The organism is Citrobacter sp. Cpo069, assembly GCF_030332785.1.
In the GTDB taxonomy this organism is placed as follows: domain Bacteria; phylum Pseudomonadota; class Gammaproteobacteria; order Enterobacterales; family Enterobacteriaceae; genus Citrobacter; species Citrobacter portucalensis.
Map to the genome: position 1 here is coordinate 454,111 of NZ_JAOWHD010000063.1, position 17,595 is coordinate 471,705.

Below are 17,595 nucleotides of genomic sequence, written 5' to 3' on the forward strand. Positions count from 1 at the left end.
CTCCTGTTAATCCATACAGCAACAGTGCCGGGGCAACCCGGTGCTGTTGTCCGTTTTAGCATCGGGCAGGAAAAGCCCGAAACCTGGAGAGCCGTTTTTGAGCCAGGAATACACTGAAGACAAAGACGTCACATTGACGAAGTTAAGCAGCGGGCGCCGACTTCTGGAAGCGCTACTGATCCTTATTGCCCTTTTTGCCGTCTGGTTGATGGCTGCCTTACTCAGCTTTAACCCTTCGGATCCCAGTTGGTCGCAAACCGCGTGGCATGAGCCTATCCATAATCTGGGTGGAATACCTGGAGCATGGCTGGCGGATACGCTGTTCTTTATTTTTGGCGTCATGGCCTACACCATCCCCGTCATCATTGTCGGTGGCTGCTGGTTTGCCTGGCGATATCAGGCCAGCGACGAATACGTCGATTATTTTGCCGTCTCGCTACGCATTATTGGCGTTCTGGCGCTGATTCTCACTTCCTGCGGGCTGGCCGCAATTAACGCCGATGACATCTGGTATTTCGCCTCTGGCGGCGTGATCGGCAGTCTGCTCAGCACCACGCTACAACCATTGCTGCACAGCAGCGGCGGCACGCTGACATTGTTGTGCATTTGGGCAGCGGGATTAACGCTGTTCACCGGTTGGTCATGGGTGAGCATTGCGGAAAAACTGGGCGGCTGGTTACTCAATATCCTGACGTTTGCCAGCAACCGTACCCGCCGCGACGATACCTGGGTCGATGACGAAGAGTATGAAGACGAAGAAGAGTCTGTCGACGCCGCTGATGGCAAACCCCATGAATCGCGCCGAGCTCGTATCCTGCGCGGTGCGTTAGCGCGCCGTAAACGTCTGGCGGAGAAATTTACCAACCCGCTTGGTCGTCATACCGATGCGGCGCTGTTCTCCGGCAAACGCATGGATGATGAAGACGAAATTGAATACAGCGCCCGTGGCGTGGTTGCCGATCCTAATGATGTGCTGTTTTCCGGTAATCGCGCGACGCTGCCTGAATATGACGAACTTGATCCACTGCTTAACGGCCACTCGGTGACCGAGCCTGTGGCTGCAGCAGCTGCAGCTACAACAGCCGCTCAGGCCTGGAGCGCACCGGTCGATCCGTTACTGCAAACGTCACCCGTGACCAACACTGTTATGGAGCAACCGGTCCCAACTGTGGCCTGGCAACCCGTGCCTGGCCCGCAAACCGGTGATGCCGCGATTGCACCAGCGCCTGAAGGTTATCCGCAGCCAGCCCAGTACGCGCAACCTCCGGTGCAGCAGCCGTATGAGCCATGGCAACAACCGGTTGTGGAGCAGAGTCCGCAGCCGCAATATTACGCACAGCAGCCCGTTGAACCTGTTTATACGCAGCCTGTCGCGCCGCAGCCGGAAGCTGTTTATCAGCCGGAGCCCTTGCTGCAACCTGTCTATCAACAGGATCCGACCTCTCAACAGAACGCCGCATTCCAGCAGCCTGTTTATCAGCCGGAGCCTGTGCAGCAACCTGTTTATCAGCAGGATCCAACTTTTCAACAGAGCACTACGTTCCAGCAGCCTGTGGTTGAACAACCAACAGTGGTGGAACCTGAGCCGGTGGTTGAAGAAGTTAAACCGACTCGTCCGCCGCTCTATTACTTTGAAGAAGTCGAAGAGAAACGTGCGCGTGAGCGTGAGCAACTGGCCGCATGGTATCAGCCGATTCCAGAACCTGCTCAGGAGCCTGAGCGTGTTAAGCCGTCTACGCCATCTATGCCGGCGACTGCATCCATACCACCCGTTGAGTCTGTTGCTGCCGTTGCACCGCTGGCCGCTGGCGTAAAAAGCGCCGCGTTAGGGGCAGGTGCCGCTGCCGCAGCACCTGTCTTTAGCCTTGCAGGCAGCGGTACGCCGCGTCCGCAGGTGAAAGAGGGCATTGGCCCGCAGTTGCCGCGTCCGAATCGTGTGCGCGTGCCTACTCGTCGTGAACTGGCTTCATATGGCATAAAACTGCCGTCACAGCGTATGGCTGAAGAGAAAGCGCGCGAAGAGCAGCTTGATACAGACGCGTATAGTGACGATGAAATGGATGCAATGCAGCAGGACGAGCTGGCACGTCAGTTCGCTCAGTCGCAGCAGCATCGTTATGGCGAAGAGTATCAGGACGAAACCCACCAGACTGATGACGAAGATTCAGCCGCAGAAGCGGAACTGGCTCGCCAGTTTGCTTCTTCTCAGCAGCAGCGTTATTCCGGTGAACAGCCTGTCGGAGCGAATCCGTTCTCCCTCGATGACTTTGAATTTTCGCCAATGAAAACGCTGGTGGATGAGGGGCCGCATGAGCCGCTGTTTACGCCTGGCGTAATGCCGGAGCCCGCGCCGCAGTACCAGGAACCAGTTGCGCCGCAGCAGCATTATCAGCAACCGGCGCAGCCAGTTGCACCGCAACAGCACTATCAGCAACCGGCACAGCCAGTTGCACCACAGCAGCATTATCAGCAACCAGCGCAGCCTGTTGCACCGCAGCAGCACTACCAGCAACCGGTGCAGCCAGTTGCATCGCAGCAGCATTATCAACAGCCAGCGCAGCCAGTTGCACCGCAGCAGCATTATCAGCAGCCAGCGCAGCCTGCTACACCACCGCCGCAGGATAGTCTGATCCATCCGCTGCTGATGCGTAATGGGGATAGTCGTCCGGCGCACCGTCCAAGCACGCCGCTGCCATCGTTAGATCTGCTCACGCCGCCGCCGAGCGAAGTTGAGCCGATAGATACGTTCGCACTGGAACAAATGGCACGTCTGGTGGAAGCGCGTCTGGCGGATTTCCGCATTAAAGCCGATGTGGTGAACTATTCTCCTGGCCCGGTGATTACCCGCTTTGAGCTTAATCTGGCTCCAGGGGTTAAAGCAGCGCGTATTTCTAACCTGTCACGAGATCTGGCGCGTTCATTGTCGACCGCGGCGGTACGTGTGGTCGAGGTTATTCCAGGCAAACCGTATGTCGGACTGGAGTTACCGAACAAAAAACGTCAAACCGTCTATCTGCGAGAAGTGCTGGATAACGCTAAATTCCGTGATAACTCATCTCCGCTGACTGTGGTGCTGGGCAAAGATATTGCGGGCGAACCGGTGGTGGCCGATCTGGCTAAAATGCCGCACCTGCTGGTGGCAGGGACAACCGGTTCCGGTAAGTCTGTTGGGGTGAACGCCATGATCCTCAGCATGCTGTACAAAGCGCAGCCGGAAGACGTTCGCTTTATCATGATTGACCCGAAAATGCTGGAACTTTCTGTTTATGAAGGTATTCCACATCTGCTGACTGAAGTTGTGACCGACATGAAAGATGCCGCCAATGCCTTGCGTTGGAGCGTCAATGAAATGGAACGTCGCTACAAACTGATGTCGGCGCTTGGCGTGCGTAACCTTGCCGGTTATAACGATAAGATTGCTGAAGCCGCCCGTATGGGACGTCCGATTCCAGACCCATACTGGAAGCCGGGCGACAGCATGGATGTTCAGCATCCGGTGCTGGAAAAACTGCCGTATATCGTGGTGTTGGTGGATGAATTCGCTGACCTGATGATGACCGTTGGCAAAAAGGTGGAAGAACTAATCGCTCGTCTGGCGCAAAAAGCGCGTGCGGCGGGTATCCACCTGGTGCTGGCAACCCAGCGACCGTCAGTTGACGTTATCACTGGTCTGATTAAAGCGAACATCCCGACGCGTATCGCCTTTACAGTGTCCAGTAAAATTGACTCGCGTACCATCCTTGACCAGGGCGGCGCGGAATCGCTGTTGGGTATGGGTGACATGCTTTATTCTGCACCAAACTCGACGATCCCTGTACGTGTACACGGCGCCTTTGTACGCGATGAAGAAGTTCACGCGGTAGTTCAGGACTGGAAAGCGCGCGGCCGTCCACAATACGTTGATGGCATTACCTCTGACAGCGAAAGCGAAGGCGGCGGTGGCGGCTTTGATGGTGGCGAAGAACTGGATCCGCTGTTCGATCAGGCGGTGAACTTTGTTACTCAGAAACGCAAAGCCTCAATCTCCGGCGTCCAGCGTCAGTTCCGTATCGGTTACAACCGAGCGGCGCGCATCATCGAACAGATGGAAGCGCAGGGAATAGTCAGCGAACAAGGGCATAATGGTAATCGTGAAGTGCTGGCTCCGCCGCCCTTCGAATGATTGCAAAGTTAAGTAATTCAGTATTTTCTACTTTCCTCATGCTGATTTTTGGCCTGAAATGGATAGCAGAGGGATCTCCCCGTTGGGAGTGACGTATTTTGAGGAATAACGATGAAAAGAATCGCAATCACCTGTGCATTACTGTCTAGCTTTGTGGTGAGCAGCGTCTGGGCTGATGCTGCCAGCGACCTGAAAAGCCGTCTGGATAAAGTCAGTAGCTTCCATGCCAGCTTTACTCAGAAGGTCACGGACGGTAGCGGCGCGGCGGTGCAGGAAGGTCAGGGCGACTTATGGGTTAAACGCCCTAATCTGTTTAACTGGCATATGACGCAGCCTGACGAGAGCATTCTGGTTTCCGATGGTAAAACGCTGTGGTTCTTTAACCCGTTTGTTGAGCAGGCGACTGCGACCTGGTTGAAAGACGCTACGGGCAACACGCCGTTTATGCTGATTGCGCGTAACCAGGCCAGCGACTGGCAACAGTACAACATTAAGCAAAACGGCGATGATTTCGTGCTGACGCCAAAAACCAGCAGCGGTAACCTGAAGCAGTTTACTATCAATGTTGGGCGGGACGGGACGATCCATCAGTTCAGTGCCGTTGAGCAAGACGATCAGCGCAGCAGCTATCAGCTGAAATCTCAGCAGAATGGTGCGATTGAACCTTCGAAATTCACCTTTACCCCGCCGCAAGGTGTAACGGTTGACGATCAACGTAAGTAGAGGCGTGTGAGTGAGCAATCTGTCGCTCGACTTTTCTGATAATACCTTTCAGCCACTGGCCGCACGTATGCGGCCAGAAAATTTAGCGCAGTACATCGGCCAGCAGCATCTGCTGGCTGCGGGTAAACCCTTGCCGCGCGCCATCGAGGCCGGGCACCTGCACTCTATGATTTTATGGGGTCCGCCGGGGACGGGGAAAACCACGCTAGCCGAAGTTATTGCCCGTTACGCTAACGCCGATGTTGAACGAATTTCGGCGGTCACGTCTGGTGTAAAAGAAATTCGTGAAGCGATTGAGCGGGCGCGTCAGAATCGTAACGCGGGTCGACGTACGATCCTGTTCGTGGACGAAGTTCACCGTTTTAATAAAAGCCAACAGGATGCGTTTTTACCGCATATTGAAGACGGTACCATCACGTTTATTGGCGCCACCACTGAAAATCCCTCGTTTGAACTGAACTCGGCACTGTTGTCGCGGGCGCGTGTTTATTTACTGAAATCGTTAACCACCGACGATATTGAACAGGTGCTGGACCAGGCGATGTCAGATAATGCCCGTGGTTACGGTGGTCAGGATATCGTACTGCCACCAGAGACGCGTCGGGCGATTGCCGAACTGGTGAATGGCGACGCGCGGCGAGCGCTGAATACGCTGGAAATGATGGCCGATATGGCCGAAGTTGATGATTCCGGTAAGCGCGTATTGAAACCAGAATTGCTCACTGAAATTGCCGGTGAACGCAGCGCACGCTTCGATAATAAAGGCGATCGTTTTTACGATCTCATCTCCGCATTACACAAATCGGTTCGCGGCAGCGCCCCGGATGCGGCACTTTATTGGTATGCGCGCATCATTAGTGCAGGCGGTGACCCGCTGTATGTAGCCCGTCGCTGTCTGGCAATTGCCTCTGAAGATGTGGGCAATGCCGATCCTCGCGCCATGCAGGTGGCAATTTCCGCATGGGACTGCTTTACCCGCGTGGGACCCGCGGAAGGTGAACGAGCGATTGCTCAGGCAATTGTTTATCTGGCCTGCGCGCCGAAAAGTAATGCGGTTTACACCGCCTTCAAAGCCGCGCTGGCTGATGCCCGCGAACGTCCGGATTACGACGTGCCGGTCCACCTGCGCAATGCGCCAACTAAGCTGATGAAAGAAATGGGCTATGGTCAGGAGTATCGTTACGCCCATGATGAACCAAATGCCTACGCCGCCGGAGAAGAGTACTTCCCGCAGGAAATGGCACAAACGCGCTATTATCACCCCACAAACAGAGGTCTTGAAGGCAAGATTGGCGAAAAGCTCGCCTGGCTCGCCGGACAGGATCAAAATAGCCCTATAAAACGCTACCGTTAGTGTTATCGTTGCGGTAATGTTGTCTCTGTATCCCTGTGACCGCAGGCTGTGGTCACTTTCTCCTATTTTAATTCGATAAGCACAGGATAAGCATGCTCGATCCCAATCTGCTGCGTAATGAGCCAGACGCAGTCGCAGAAAAACTGGCAAGCCGGGGCTTTAAGCTGGATGTAGATAAGCTGCGCGCTCTTGAAGAGCGTCGTAAAGTTCTGCAGGTACAAACTGAAAACCTGCAGGCAGAGCGTAACTCTCGATCGAAATCCATCGGCCAGGCAAAAGCGCGCGGGGAAGATATCGAGTCTTTACGTCTGGAAGTGAACAAACTGGGCGAAGAGCTGGATGCCGCGAAAGCTGAACTTGATACCTTACAGGCCGAGATCCGCGACATTGCGCTGACCATTCCTAACCTGCCAGCGGACGACGTTCCGGTGGGTAAAGATGAAAATGACAACGTTGAAGTCAGCCGTTGGGGTACTCCGCGTGAGTTTGATTTCGAAGTGCGCGATCACGTTACCCTGGGTGAAATGCACACGGGTCTTGATTTTGCCGCTGCGGTTAAGCTGACCGGCTCTCGTTTCGTCGTGATGAAAGGGCAGATCGCGCGCATGCACCGTGCGCTGTCTCAGTTCATGCTGGATCTGCATACCGAACAGCATGGTTACAGCGAAAACTACGTTCCGTATCTGGTTAACCATGACACGCTGTACGGAACAGGGCAACTGCCGAAATTTGCTGGCGATCTGTTCCACACCCGTCCGCTGGATGAAGAAGCTGACAGCAGCAACTATGCGCTGATCCCAACGGCAGAAGTTCCGCTGACCAACCTGGTTCGCGACGAAATCATTGACGAAGATGCGCTGCCGATCAAAATGACCGCGCATACGCCGTGCTTCCGTTCTGAAGCAGGTTCTTACGGTCGTGATACCCGTGGTCTGATCCGTATGCACCAGTTCGATAAAGTTGAAATGGTGCAGATCGTTCGCCCGGAAGACTCTATGGACGCGCTGGAAGAGATGACCGGCCATGCTGAGAAGGTTCTTCAGCTGCTGGGCCTGCCGTACCGTAAGATCATCCTGTGCACAGGCGACATGGGCTTCGGCGCATGCAAAACGTACGATCTGGAAGTGTGGATCCCGGCGCAGAACACCTATCGCGAAATCTCCTCTTGCTCCAACGTGTGGGATTTCCAGGCTCGTCGTATGCAGGCGCGTTGCCGCAGCAAATCCGACAAAAAGACCCGTTTAGTACATACGCTGAACGGTTCCGGTCTGGCGGTTGGACGTACGCTGGTTGCGGTGATGGAAAACTATCAGCAGGCTGATGGCCGTATTCAGGTTCCGGAAGTGTTACGTCCGTACATGAATGGCCTGGAATTTATCGGCTAAGCTACCTTTCTTTGCTAAAAAAGCGCCTCAGGGCGCTTTTTTTATGCCCGTTTGACGTCGGACAATAACGCCTACCTCCATAGGAGTAATACTGCCTTCGAATGAAAGTCAGTATTTATCTCTGTCTTTTCGCAAATTCAGTATCTACCAGTCTGTATATTGATATTAACGATATATAAAAATCTATATAACGAGTATTTCTCTTTTGTTTATTGTGAGCAGCAGAGTGAGCCACTATGAAAACTAAGATCCCCGATGCCATGCTGGCAGCTGAGGTTAGTCGCCGAGGTTTGGTGAAAACGACGGCGATAGGCGGACTGGCGGTGGCCAGTAGCGCGTTTACCCTGCCATTTACCCGTATTGCAAATGCTGCAGAAGCCCTTAATCCGACACAGGCCAATGAGAAAGTCATCTGGAGCGCGTGTACGGTGAACTGTGGTAGCCGCTGTCCTCTGCGTATGCACGTGGTAGACGGTGAAATAAAGTATGTTGAAACCGACAACACCGGTGATGACAACTATGACGGCTTGCACCAGGTACGCGCCTGTCTGCGTGGTCGCTCCATGCGTCGTCGCGTTTATAATCCCGACCGTCTGAAATACCCGATGAAACGCGTCGGTAAACGTGGCGAAGGGAAATTTGAGCGTATCAGCTGGGATGAAGCCTACGACATCATTGCCAGCAATATGCAGCGTCTTATCAAAGACTACGGCAACGAGTCTATCTACCTGAACTACGGCACTGGTACGCTGGGCGGCACCCTGACACGCTCCTGGCCGCCAGGCAAAACGCTGGTAGCACGTCTGATGAACTGCTGTGGCGGCTACCTGAACCACTACGGTGACTACTCTTCAGCGCAAATCGCTGCCGGGTTGAACTACACCTACGGCGGCTGGGCAGACGGTAACAGCCCGTCCGACATTGAAAACAGCAAGCTGGTGGTTCTGTTCGGGAATAACCCAGGTGAAACCCGTATGAGCGGGGGTGGGGTAACCTATTACCTTGAGCAGGCGCGACAGAAATCCAATGCCCGCATGATCATTATCGATCCTCGCTACACGGATACCGGTGCGGGTCGTGAAGATGAATGGATCCCGATCCGCCCAGGTACCGATGCGGCGCTGGTGAATGGTCTGGCGTATGTGCTGATCACCGAAAACATGGTCGATCAACCGTTCCTTGATAAATACTGCGTGGGTTACGACGAGAAAACCTTACCGGCCGACGCACCGAAAAACGGTCACTATAAGGCGTATATTCTTGGGCAGGGCAAAGACGGTATCGCCAAGACCCCGGAATGGGCAGCGCAAATTACCGGTATTCCTGCTGATCGAATCGTCAAACTGGCACGTGAAATCGGTAGCGCTAAACCGGCATATATCAGTCAGGGGTGGGGACCGCAGCGCCATGCTAACGGTGAAATAGCGACTCGTGCCATTTCTATGCTGGCAATCCTTACCGGTAACGTTGGGATTAACGGCGGCAACAGCGGGGCGCGTGAGGGCTCATACAGTTTGCCGTTTGAACGTATGCCTACGCTGGAAAACCCAGTCGAAACCAGCATCTCTATGTTTATGTGGACGGACGCCATTGAGCGAGGTCCGGAGATGACGGCGCTGCGTGACGGTGTTCGTGGCAAAGATAAGCTTGATGTTCCGATTAAGATGATCTGGAACTATGCCGGTAACTGTCTGATTAACCAGCACTCTGATATCAACCGCACACATGAAATCCTACAGGATGATAAGAATTGCGAGATGATCGTTGTCATCGACTGTCATATGACCTCCTCGGCGAAATACGCGGATATTTTGCTGCCGGACTGCACCGCTTCGGAGCAGATGGACTTCGCACTGGATGCCTCCTGCGGAAATATGTCGTATGTGATTTTCACCGATCAGGCGATCAAACCACGCTTCGAATGCAAGACTATCTACCAGATGACCAGTGAGCTAGCGAAACGCCTTGGTGTTGAGCAGCAGTTTACAGAAGGTCGTACTCAGGAAGAGTGGATGCGTCATCTGTACGAGCAGTCGCGCAAAGCCATTCCTGAACTGCCAACGTTTGAAGAATTCCGCAAGCAGGGGATCTTTAAACAGCGCGACCCACAGGGACATCACGTGGCCTACAAGGCGTTCCGTGAGGATCCTAACGCCAATCCGCTGACCACGCCGTCAGGTAAGATCGAAATTTATTCGCAGCAGCTTGCCGAGATCGCGTCAACCTGGGAACTGCCGGAAGGTGATGTGATTGATCCACTGCCGATTTATACCCCAGGTTTTGAGAGCTTAAACGACCCGCTGGTGGAGAAATTCCCTCTGCAGTTGACCGGCTTCCACTATAAGTCTCGCGTCCACTCGACCTATGGCAACGTGGATGTTCTGAAAGCATCCTGCCGTCAGGAAATGTGGATCAACCCGATGGATGCACAGCGACGCGGCATTAACAACGGCGACAAGGTGCGCATCTTTAACGATCGTGGTGAAGTGCACATTGAGGCGAAAGTAACGCCGCGTATGATGCCTGGCGTGGTGGCATTGGGCGAAGGGGCGTGGTATGACCCGGACGCAAAACGCGTGGACCAGGGCGGTTGTATTAACGTCCTGACGACCCAGCGTCCGTCTCCTCTCGCGAAGGGGAACCCATCTCACACGAACCTTGTTCAGGTTGAAAAGGTGTAAGGAGTAACCGATGACAACCCAGTATGGATTTTTTATTGATTCCAGCCGTTGCACCGGTTGCAAAACCTGCGAACTGGCGTGCAAAGATTTCAAAAATTTAACCCCTGAAGTCAGCTTCCGCCGCATTTATGAGTACGCGGGCGGTGACTGGCAGGAAGACAACGGCGTCTGGCATCAGAACGTCTTTGCCTATTACCTCTCCATTGCGTGTAACCACTGTGAAGACCCGGCCTGTACCAAAGTGTGTCCGAGCGGTGCGATGCACAAACGTGAAGATGGCTTTGTCGTTGTCGATGAAGATGTGTGCATCGGCTGCCGCTATTGCCACATGGCCTGTCCTTACGGCGCACCACAGTACAATGCTGACAAAGGGCACATGACCAAATGCGATGGCTGCCATGAGCGCGTCGCTGAAGGTAAGAAACCTATTTGCGTCGAGTCCTGTCCACTGCGTGCGCTGGATTTTGGCCCAATTGATGAACTGCGCAAAAAACACGGTACTTTGGCTGCGGTTGCGCCATTGCCGGGCGCGCACTTTACCAAACCGAGCATTGTCATCAAACCTAACGCCAATAGCCGCCCGACCGGGGATACCACAGGTTATCTGGCTAATCCGAAGGAGGTGTAAGATGGGAAGTGGATGGCATGAATGGCCGCTGATGATCTTCACGGTCTTCGGACAGTGTGTGGTTGGCGGTTTTATTGTTCTGGCACTGGCGTTGATGAAAGGGGGCTTACGCCCAGAATCGCAGCAACGCGTAATTACCTGCATGTTTGGGCTGTGGGTATTAATGGGCATTGGTTTTATTGCTTCCATGCTCCACCTGGGCTCACCGATGCGCGCCTTTAACTCACTCAATCGCGTTGGGCCATCTGCGTTGAGTAACGAAATTGCCAGCGGCTCACTCTTCTTTGCCGTTGGCGGTATCGGCTGGCTGCTGGCTATGTTGAAGAAAATGTCGCCTGCATTACGCAATCTGTGGTTAGTTGTCACCATGGTGCTGGGTGTGGTTTTTGTCTGGATGATGGTGCGCGTGTATAACACCATCGATACTGTACCGACCTGGTACAGCGTCTGGACACCGCTGGGCTTCTTCCTGACGATGTTTATGGGCGGTCCGCTGCTGGGATATCTGTTACTGAGAATTGCTGGCGTGGATGGTTGGGCGATGCGCCTGCTGCCGGCTATATCAGTGCTTGCTCTGGTCGTGAGTGCCATCATGTCGGTAATGCAGGGGACTGAACTGGCGACAATCCACAGTTCGATTCAACAGGCCTCTGCGCTGGTTCCGGATTACGGTTCGCTGATGGCGTGGCGGATCGTGGCGCTGGCGTTAGCGTTGTGCTGCTGGATAGTACCGCAAGTGAAGGGTTACCAGCCTGCCGTTCCGTTGCTTTCCGTCGCGTTTATTCTGCTGTTAGTCGGCGAGCTGATTGGTCGTGGCGTGTTCTACGGGCTGCATATGACCGTCGGTATGGCGGTGGCGAGTTAATCCATAATATGCCGGATGGTGCCTCGTGCTTTATCAAGCCTACAATATCCGTAGGCCTTCAAGCTGCGCGCTATCCGGCTACATGTCAGGCCAGGGTTTTGCCCCAGTCTTTACTTCTGCTTAGTTAACGTGTCATAGCTGGTCATCAGATTGCGATAATCCGGAATGTGATTAGAGAACAACGTCGCCAGACCTTCGATATCGTTGCGCCAGTCGCGGTGCAGTTCGCATGCTACTCCGAACCATGTCATCAATTGAGCGCCTGCTTGAGACATCCGATCCCATGCTGAATGGCGGGTAATTTCATTAAACGTGCCTGAAGCATCGGTGACAACAAAGACGTCAAAACCTTCTTCAATAGCCGAGAGCGCTGGGAAAGCGACGCAAACTTCCGTCACGACACCAGCGATAATCAGCTGCTTTTTGCCGGTCGCTTTTACTGCTTTCACGAAATCTTCGTTATCCCATGCGTTAATGTTTCCTGGGCGAGCAATGTAGGGCGCATCCGGAAATTGAGCTTTCAGTTCCGGTACCAGCGGTCCGTTTGGTCCTGTCTCAAAACTGGTTGTCAGAATGGTTGGGAGGTTGAAGTATTTTGCTAAGTCACCGAGCGCAAGCACGTTGTTTTTAAATTTATCGGGATCGATATCCCGAACCAGAGAGAGCAGGCCAGCCTGATGGTCGACCAGCAGTACTGCCGCATTGTCTTTATCAAGTCTTACGTAAGGTTTAGTCATGGTATTTCTCCTGTTCAGTATCAGTGGGGGAAATTTGATGAGTTTAAGTCTACGAAAAGAACGATATTTGGATTAGATAGATAAATAAGAACTCACTGTTCTATTTTGAAGACAATGCAGCTCAGCATCCCGCATAGAGTTTAGTAAGAAATAAAAGTAAGGGGAGTCCATGAAATTTTTCGACTGAACGTAACGCGAGATTTTTGTTTTAGATCAATAAAAACAAGTAGATGTGATTTTGTGTTTTTTATCTATTCACATTAAGAATCAGTAATGCAAATCGATCGACCAGAAAGCGCCTCAGCCCTCTGAGTCCGCCGATTGACAATGTTTTTAGCAGTGGCATGATGCGCATGAAATTTGAACTTCCTCACGGTTTTTATTCATGTCCACCTATACCCGTCCCGTCATGCTATTGCTGTGCGGGCTACTTCTGTTGACCCTGGCGATCGCCGTGTTAAACACGCTCGTCCCGCTTTGGCTCGCCCATGAAAATCTGCCTACCTGGCAGGTAGGCGTGGTGAGCTCGTCTTACTTTACCGGTAATCTGGTAGGGACGTTGCTGACAGGGTATTTAATAAAACACCTTGGTTTTAATCGCAGCTATTACATCGCCTCGCTTATTTTCGCCGCGGGCTGTGTCGGGCTGGGGATTATGGTGGGATTCTGGAGCTGGATGACATGGCGTTTTATCGCTGGTGTTGGCTGCGCCATGATCTGGGTGGTCGTGGAAAGCGCGCTGATGTGCAGCGGGACGTCACGTAATCGCGGACGGTTACTTGCCGCCTATATGATGATCTATTATGTGGGAACGTTTTTAGGCCAACTGCTGGTCAGTAAAGTATCAACAGAATTGATGAACGTCCTGCCGTGGGTGACGGGTACTATCCTGGCGGGTGTTTTGCCACTGCTCTTTACGCGCATTGCTAATCAGCAGGGCGATGAACAGCAGTCTACGCCTATTGTCTCCATGCTGAGGTTGCGTCAGGCGCGCCTGGGCGTTAATGGCTGCATTATTTCCGGGATCGTGCTGGGGTCTTTGTATGGCCTGATGCCGCTGTATCTCAACCATCAGGGGGTGAGCAACGCCAGCATTGGTTTCTGGATGGCGGTTCTGGTAAGTGCCGGTATTCTGGGGCAATGGCCGATTGGCCGTCTGGCGGATAAGCTGGGACGTCTGCTGGTTTTACGCGTCCAGGTCTTCGTGGTGATCGTCGGGAGTATCGCCATGCTGAATCAGGCGGCGATGGCGCCCGCGTTGTTTATGTTGGGTGCGGCAGGCTTTACCCTCTATCCGGTCGCGATGGCCTGGGCCTGTGAAAAGGTGGAACATCATCAGCTGGTCGCCATGAATCAGGCATTGCTATTGAGCTATACCGTGGGCAGTCTGCTGGGACCTTCGTTTACTGCGATGCTAATGCAGAATTATTCAGATAGCTTGCTGTTTATCATGATCGCCAGCGTATCGTTTATTTATTTACTAATGCTGCTGCGTAAGACGGGCCATACGCCCAATTCTATTGCGCACATTTGACCTGATTTAACAGAATATGAACAGGTCCCATACATACTGTTTATGTATGCTTTATGGGAACCTGCATTATTTAATCGCACACGTCTGCCCTGAAAATAAAGTGTGCAGAAGGTTATAGTTTTACATCCTGCCGTTTCCGCTCGCTCATTTTACCGCGCATAATCCCACGCCTCATATATTGATAATCAAAAAGCTTCCACAAAGGATTGCGTATGGCTGGTGTGCAGGAAAAACAATTGCGATGGTACAACATTGCATTAATGTCATTTATTACCGTCTGGGGTTTTGGTAACGTCGTCAACAACTATGCTAATCAGGGATTGGTTGTTGTCTCCTCCTGGATATTTATTTTCGCGCTCTATTTTATTCCTTATGCGTTGATCGTCGGGCAGCTTGGCTCAACCTTTAAAGAGGGTAAAGGCGGCGTCAGTACCTGGATTAAACATACCATGGGGCCAGGGTTGGCCTATCTTGCTGCCTGGACCTATTGGGTTGTTCATATACCTTATCTGGCGCAAAAACCGCAGGCTATTCTGATTGCGCTGGGATGGGCGCTGAAGGGCGATGGTTCGTTGATTAAAGAGTACACCGTCGTGGCGTTGCAGGGGCTGACGCTGGCGCTGTTTGTCTTTTTCATGTGGGTTGCGTCCCGTGGCATGAAGTCACTGAAAATTGTTGGGTCAGTTGCAGGCATCGCGATGTTTGTGATGTCCATTTTGTATGTCGTGATGGCGGTAACCGCGCCTGCAATTACGGATGTGCAAATAGCGACAACCAATATCACCTGGGAATCGTTTATCCCGCACATCGATTTTACCTACATTACTACGATCTCCATGCTGGTCTTTGCCGTGGGCGGTGCGGAGAAAATTTCGCCATACGTTAATCAGACCCGTAATCCGGGCAAAGAATTTCCAAAAGGGATGCTCGTTCTGGCTGTTATGGTAGCGGTATGCGCGATTCTCGGGTCGCTGGCTATGGGAATGATGTTTGACTCCCGGCATATTCCAGATGACCTGATGACGAATGGTCAATATTACGCCTTCCAGAAATTGGGTGAGTATTATGGTATGGGTAATTCGCTGATGGTTATTTACGCGATTGCCAATACGCTGGGACAGATTGCGGCATTGGTATTTTCTATTGATGCACCGCTTAAAGTTCTGCTGGGTGATGCTGATCGTAAATATATTCCCGAGAGCCTGTGTAAAACCAACGCTTCCGGTACGCCGGTAAATGGTTATATTCTGACGCTGGTGCTGGTGGCGATTTTGATTATGTTGCCAACGCTGGGAATTGGCGACATGAACAACCTGTATAAATGGCTATTGAATCTTAACTCTGTCGTGATGCCATTGCGTTATTTATGGGTGTTTGTGGCGTTCATTGCCGTTATTCGCCTGGCGCAAAAATATAAATCGGAATATGTCTTTATTCGCAACCGCTCGCTTGCGATGACCGTGGGGATCTGGTGCTTTGCCTTTACCGCATTTGCCTGTCTGACCGGGATTTTCCCGAAAATGGAAGCCTTTACCCCTGAGTGGACATTCCAGCTCACGCTGAATATCGTGACGCCATTTGTGCTGGTTGGGCTGGGATTGATTTTCCCGCTACTGGCGAGAAGAGGACGCTAAAGACAAGTATGGCAGAAGAGCAGGAGATAGTGATGCTATCTCCTGCTTTGCCTCTCAAAACAACGGGGACAGTTCTTTTGGGATGGCATACTGTTTGCCATCATAACGCAGTACCCAACTGGCTTTCCCCGGTTTATCCTTTGATGCGCACTGCTCGTTGGCGTCTGTATAGGCCGTTGATTCCACGTTTTTCTCGTTTACCCGAATATCGAAGTATCCATTATGTGAATCAGGCGCAAGGGCAAGGGTGCGTTTAATATCGTGGAATGTTCCCACACAGTTCCCGTCCCATTCACCGGTGCTATTCTCAAGTACGATTCCGTTTAATACCGCCCGTAGTTGATTATTTTCAATAACAAACAGCGATAGCGCATCTTCACTAAAAGGATTTACACGGGAACTGCCGGTGCGGGCGACTCGTAAGCCAAATGCGGTCTGAGCTGGGGTAACTTTCCAGCGCGCAGTATCCAGCGCCAGACCGGTAATTTGAATGGCATCGTCATTCATACGTTCGGGCAGGTGTAGCCGCTGTTTTACGTCGAGGCTTGTGGAATCCAGTACCAGAAGCTCCAGATCGCCAATGCGATCGTAATCGCTATATTGTTGTGCCATCAGCGGAATCGCCGCTAGGGTCAGTTCCGGGTGGGCTGGCCAGACACGGCAAATTGCGCTTTGCGGTGAGTTACCTGTGATATCGATAACCTGATTATGCTGTGTGAGTAGCTTGCCTTCCGCTGTCGGTTTTGCATCTGGCCATGCATGTTGCACAATGGCGTTGATATCACAGTTGCTGGCGGCATTTACGTATTGGGCAGATAACAGCAACATGCCAGAAATGAATAACCGCATGGCGTCCTTTCCTTTAATTCGAGTGGTTGTCGCTTAGATAGCAAAACGGCTGCCGTTCAGGGCAGCCGTTTCGTGGTGGCTAAAACTCAATACATCACTTTATGTCCATATTGCTCGAGAATGCCCTTCACGCGCTCCATGGTCTCTTTCTTCGGTGGTTTGACGCCATCCAGTTTGTACTCTTCGCCCATTGCTACCCATTTGTGTTTGCCCAGCTCGTGGTAAGGCAGCAGCTCGATTTTTTCAACGTTACCCATATCGCGGGTAAATTCGCCGAGGCGGTGTGCGGAGTCATCGTCATCAGACCAGCCAGGTACGACAACATAGCGGATCCACACTTTGATGTCTTTGTTTGACAGGTAACGCGCGAACTCCAGCGTACGATGGTTAGATACGCCGACCAGATTCTGATGGATTTCATCGTTCATCTGTTTGAGATCGAGCATGACCAGGTCGGTGACTTCCAGCAGCTCATCGATCACCGGATCGTAGCGGCGAACAAAACCGTTGGTATCCAGACAGGTATGAATACCTTCTTTTTTACAAGCGCGGAACCAGTCACGTACGAATTCAGCTTGCAGGATAGCTTCGCCGCCAGACGCCGTCACGCCGCCGCCGGATGCGTTCATAAAGTGGCGATAGGTCACCACCTCTTTCATTAATTCGTCGACGGTGACTTCTTTACCGCCGTGTGTATCCCACGTGTCACGGTTATGGCAATACAGGCAGCGCATCAGGCAGCCCTGAAAGAAGGTAATAAAGCGGATGCCCGGGCCATCAACAGTGCCACAGGATTCAAAGGAGTGAATGCGACCAATAACTGACATTGCGGTGTTTCTCCAGGTGTGGCCCATCCGGGGCCAGTGTTAGTGCACAGTTATTAACTGTGTCGAGTCTGTTTTGGCTGCTATCCATACTTTTCGTCTTTCAAGCTGCATCTTTGTTAGCTTCCTTCGCTCACCCCAGTCACGTACTTCTGTACGCTCCAGGGGATTCACTCCGTTGCCGCCTCAATGCAACTCGAAATCCATCGAGTATATAAG

12 protein-coding genes are annotated in these 17,595 nt (G+C 52.5%); 9 read left to right on the forward strand and 3 right to left on the reverse strand.

Annotation, left to right across the window (positions count from 1 at the left end; translation table 11 throughout):
* Positions 1–97: 97 nt before the first annotated feature.
* From ftsK to OGY08_RS24865, 7 genes are all read left to right on the forward strand, one after another.
* On the forward strand, positions 98–4,162 hold the full coding sequence (gene ftsK, locus OGY08_RS24835) for a DNA translocase FtsK (protein ID WP_286566802.1): 4,065 nt from the start codon (positions 98–100) through the stop codon (positions 4,160–4,162).
* 111 nt (positions 4,163–4,273) lie between these two features.
* Complete coding sequence (gene lolA / locus OGY08_RS24840) at positions 4,274–4,885, forward strand: outer membrane lipoprotein periplasmic chaperone LolA (RefSeq protein WP_003831898.1); 612 nt, start codon at positions 4,274–4,276, stop codon at positions 4,883–4,885.
* Positions 4,886–4,895: 10 nt separating this feature from the next.
* Positions 4,896–6,239: a replication-associated recombination protein RarA gene (gene rarA, locus OGY08_RS24845; protein ID WP_048214581.1), complete on the forward strand. Its 1,344-nt coding sequence runs from the start codon at positions 4,896–4,898 to the stop codon at positions 6,237–6,239.
* A gap of 92 nt (positions 6,240–6,331) precedes the next feature.
* Positions 6,332–7,624 (forward strand): serine--tRNA ligase, encoded by a 1,293-nt coding sequence (gene serS / locus OGY08_RS24850; protein WP_003831902.1) that lies wholly within the window; start codon positions 6,332–6,334, stop codon positions 7,622–7,624.
* A 236-nt stretch (positions 7,625–7,860) separates the two neighbouring features.
* Positions 7,861–10,305 (forward strand): dimethylsulfoxide reductase subunit A, encoded by a 2,445-nt coding sequence (dmsA, locus tag OGY08_RS24855; RefSeq protein ID WP_153753429.1) that lies wholly within the window; start codon positions 7,861–7,863, stop codon positions 10,303–10,305.
* 10 nt (positions 10,306–10,315) lie between these two features.
* On the forward strand, positions 10,316–10,933 hold the full coding sequence (dmsB, locus tag OGY08_RS24860; protein ID WP_003831905.1) for a dimethylsulfoxide reductase iron-sulfur subunit DmsB: 618 nt from the start codon (positions 10,316–10,318) through the stop codon (positions 10,931–10,933).
* Position 10,934: 1 nt separating this feature from the next.
* Complete coding sequence (locus tag OGY08_RS24865; RefSeq protein ID WP_125363237.1) at positions 10,935–11,798, forward strand: dimethyl sulfoxide reductase anchor subunit family protein; 864 nt, start codon at positions 10,935–10,937, stop codon at positions 11,796–11,798.
* 110 nt (positions 11,799–11,908) lie between these two features.
* Here OGY08_RS24865 and ycaC read toward each other — a convergent pair whose 3' ends face one another.
* Positions 11,909–12,535, reverse strand: a complete 627-nt coding sequence (ycaC, locus tag OGY08_RS24870; RefSeq protein ID WP_003035746.1) for an isochorismate family cysteine hydrolase YcaC — start codon at positions 12,533–12,535, stop codon at positions 11,909–11,911.
* A 385-nt stretch (positions 12,536–12,920) separates the two neighbouring features.
* Here ycaC and OGY08_RS24875 point away from each other — a divergent pair, with 385 nt between their 5' ends.
* Entirely contained in the window at positions 12,921–14,069 is a 1,149-nt protein-coding gene (locus tag OGY08_RS24875; RefSeq protein ID WP_003831907.1) for an MFS transporter, read from the forward strand.
* A gap of 212 nt (positions 14,070–14,281) precedes the next feature.
* On the forward strand, positions 14,282–15,703 hold the full coding sequence (locus OGY08_RS24880) for an amino acid permease (RefSeq protein WP_003035749.1): 1,422 nt from the start codon (positions 14,282–14,284) through the stop codon (positions 15,701–15,703).
* Positions 15,704–15,757: 54 nt separating this feature from the next.
* Here OGY08_RS24880 and OGY08_RS24885 read toward each other — a convergent pair whose 3' ends face one another.
* Complete coding sequence (locus OGY08_RS24885) at positions 15,758–16,552, reverse strand: PA3715 family protein (protein ID WP_286566806.1); 795 nt, start codon at positions 16,550–16,552, stop codon at positions 15,758–15,760.
* Between the two features lie 86 nt (positions 16,553–16,638).
* Complete coding sequence (pflA, locus tag OGY08_RS24890; RefSeq protein ID WP_003035751.1) at positions 16,639–17,379, reverse strand: pyruvate formate lyase 1-activating protein; 741 nt, start codon at positions 17,377–17,379, stop codon at positions 16,639–16,641.
* Between the last annotated feature and the right edge of the window lie 216 nt (positions 17,380–17,595).